Source organism: Deltaproteobacteria bacterium CG11_big_fil_rev_8_21_14_0_20_49_13, from assembly GCA_002796305.1.
GTDB lineage: Bacteria > UBA10199 > UBA10199.
Map to the genome: position 1 here is coordinate 1 of PCWZ01000020.1, position 2,668 is coordinate 2,668.

General features: G+C 49.7%; 3 protein-coding genes. All 3 read left to right on the top strand.

Translation table 11 applies throughout. From position 1 onward, the window contains the following. The first annotated feature begins 171 nt into the window (after window positions 1–171). From COV46_01520 to COV46_01530, 3 genes are read left to right on the top strand one after another with little or no spacing between them, the layout of a single operon-like run. Entirely contained in the window at window positions 172–822 is a 651-nt protein-coding gene (locus COV46_01520) for a riboflavin synthase (GenBank protein ID PIR18017.1), read from the top strand. Window positions 823–825: 3 nt separating this feature from the next. Further along, window positions 826–2,028: a bifunctional 3,4-dihydroxy-2-butanone-4-phosphate synthase/GTP cyclohydrolase II gene (locus tag COV46_01525; protein PIR18018.1), complete on the top strand. Its 1,203-nt coding sequence runs from the start codon at window positions 826–828 to the stop codon at window positions 2,026–2,028. A gap of 53 nt (window positions 2,029–2,081) precedes the next feature. Beyond that, window positions 2,082–2,546, top strand: coding sequence for a 6,7-dimethyl-8-ribityllumazine synthase (locus COV46_01530; GenBank protein PIR18019.1), 465 nt, complete (start codon window positions 2,082–2,084; stop codon window positions 2,544–2,546). The last annotated feature ends 122 nt before the right edge of the window (window positions 2,547–2,668 follow it).

A 2,668-nucleotide genomic window follows, 5' to 3' on the forward strand; every position in this document is an offset into this window, starting at 1 on the left:
AATCAACGTGTTGCAATTTTCATGGTTCGACAAGCTCACCATGAACGGAGGTTTTTAGAGGTGCCCTCAAGTTATAACCAAAAGCCCGGCAGGTTAAAAAACGCCTCCCGGGCTTTTTTGTTAATTGACCGGATGGCGCAATACTGCTAGGTATAGGGACCCCATTAAACTATGTTCACAGGCATAATCGAGTCCATAGGACGCGTTAAAACAGTTGAAAAGAGGTCAGACCACGCCTCTTTAGAGGTCATGGCCGAGATCCCCGGCAACGATCTTAAAATAGGCGATTCTGTCGCAATAAACGGTGTTTGTTTGACCGTTACGTCGCGTCTGGGGAACACGTTTTTGGCCGATATCGGCCTTGAGACCTTAAAAGTGACAACGCTTGGCGACCTCTCGGCAGGCGATCATGTGAACGTAGAAAGGCCCATGCAAATGGGCGGGCGACTAGGCGGTCATCTGGTTCAGGGGCATGTTGACGGTGTAGGCAAGATATCTAATATCAATAAGTTCGACAAGGGAGTCGAGGTAACACTTGAGTTGTCGCCTAAGCTCTCCCGTTACATTATTAAGAGGGGTTCTGTGGCCATAAACGGGGTCAGCCTAACCGCGGCAGATGCCGGTAAAGATAGTTTCAAGATATTCCTCATCCCACACACGATAGAGGCGACGACCTTCAAATATATAAAGGCGGGCGATCTTGTTAACTTAGAAGTTGACATAATAGGAAAATATGTAGAGAAACTGACGCATGTCGACGCCTCGGAGTATTATGAACATTCAAATATTACCGGGGAATTCTTGAGACAGAACGGGTTCTAAATTATGAGCGAAGCGGTTTTGAAAGCGATAGAGGATTTTAAGGCGGGACGCATGGTCATCCTTGTAGATGACGAGGATAGGGAGAACGAAGGTGATCTGGCCATTGCCGCAGAAAAGGCGACCCCCGGGGCCATAAATTTTATGGCAAAGCGCGGGCGAGGACTTGTCTGCCTGGCGCTCACAGAGGAATATACCAAGAAGCTGGACCTTCCTCCAATGGTGAACGATAACACCTCGCGTTTTCACACCGGTTTTACGATATCTATCGACGCTAAAGATGGGACCACGACCGGCATTTCGGCTCATGACCGCTCACACACGATACTTTCCTCCATTAAAGATGACGCAAGACCGGAAGATTTTGTCAGGCCCGGCCACATATTCCCGCTTTTGGCGAAGAACGGCGGAGTGCTCGTAAGGACCGGCCAGACCGAAGGGAGTGTGGACCTTGCAAGGTTGTCCGGCATGAAAAACGCCGCCGTTATCTGTGAAATAATGAGCGAAGACGGCACAATGGCAAGGATGCCGGAGCTTAAAAAGTTCGCGGCCGAACATGAGCTCAATATCGTGTCTATAGCGGACATCATACGCTACAGGATGAGGAACGAACTTCTGGTGAGACGCGTTGTGGAGGCAAAGCTTCCCTTGGGAGTTGGCGATAACTATAAGATAGTGGCGTTCGAGAACGATTCGGACGATAGGACTCACATTGCGCTGATAAAGGGCGAGATCGATGTGAACGAGCCGCTGCTTGTAAGGGTCCATTCGGAATGCCTCACAGGAGACGTCTTTCACAGCAGCCGCTGCGACTGCGGTAGCCAGCTAGAACGTGCGCTTCAAATGATAGAAGAGGAAGGCCGAGGCGTACTCCTTTATATCAGACAGGAAGGCCGAGGTATCGGGCTACTCAACAAGATCAGGGCTTACGCGCTTCAGGATGAGGGCCTGGATACTGTAGAGGCGAACGAAAAGCTCGGCTTTTCTGCGGACCTTCGCGAATACGGCATCGGCGCCCAGATATTACGTGACTTAGGAATCACAAAATTAAAGCTTCTTACGAACAATCCCAAGAAGATAGTGGGTCTTGAAGGTTACGGCCTTGAAATGGTGGAGAGGGTACCTATTGAAATAGCCCCCACCAAGAGCAACGAATTTTATTTGAAGACCAAAAGGGAAAAGTTGGGCCATTTACTTGAGAAGGTATAAATAACTTTGCTGGCCTTGCCAGCCTTGCTGGCATTGCTGGCCATGGAGGGAATATGACAAAGATACTCGAAGGCACATATGAATCGAAGGGCTTGAAGATAGCGGTGGTCGTCGGCCGCTTTAACAGCATGATATCGGACAGGCTTCTTTCGGGAGCGGTGAGCGCATTTGTTCGCGGCGGCGGCGACGAAAAGGACCTCACAATTCTTAAGGTTCCCGGTTCGTTCGAGATACCGCTGGCGGCCCAAAAACTCGCACGCAGCAAAAAATTCGACGGCATTCTTTGCCTAGGAGCGGTGATAAGAGGAGGCACCCCTCATTTCGACTACATTGCAGGCGAGGTTGCAAAGGGCGTTGCGCATGTAAATCTTGATACGGGAGTTCCCGCGGCATTCGGAGTGATTACGGCCGACAATCTGGAACAGGCCATAGAACGTGCAGGAACAAAACAGGGAAACAAGGGAGAAGAGGCAGCCCTTGCGCTCATTGAAACGATAAATGTATTGAATAAAGTTTAGCCAGTTAAGCCAGTTTAGTCAGTTATGGGCACCTCTAAAAACCCGTAAATTGCTCGTTCGTCCTGAGCCTGTCGAAGGATGAACCGTTATAAATCAACGTGTTGCAATTTTCATGGTTCGAC

Excerpts from the sequence above, each read along its gene's own strand:
- COV46_01530 (PIR18019.1), top strand. The coding sequence starts at position 2,082 with ATGACAAAGATACTCGAAGGCACATATGAATCGAAGGGCTTGAAGATA.
- COV46_01525 (PIR18018.1), top strand. The coding sequence starts at position 826 with ATGAGCGAAGCGGTTTTGAAAGCGATAGAGGATTTTAAGGCGGGACGC.
- COV46_01520 (PIR18017.1), top strand. The coding sequence starts at position 172 with ATGTTCACAGGCATAATCGAGTCCATAGGACGCGTTAAAACAGTTGAA.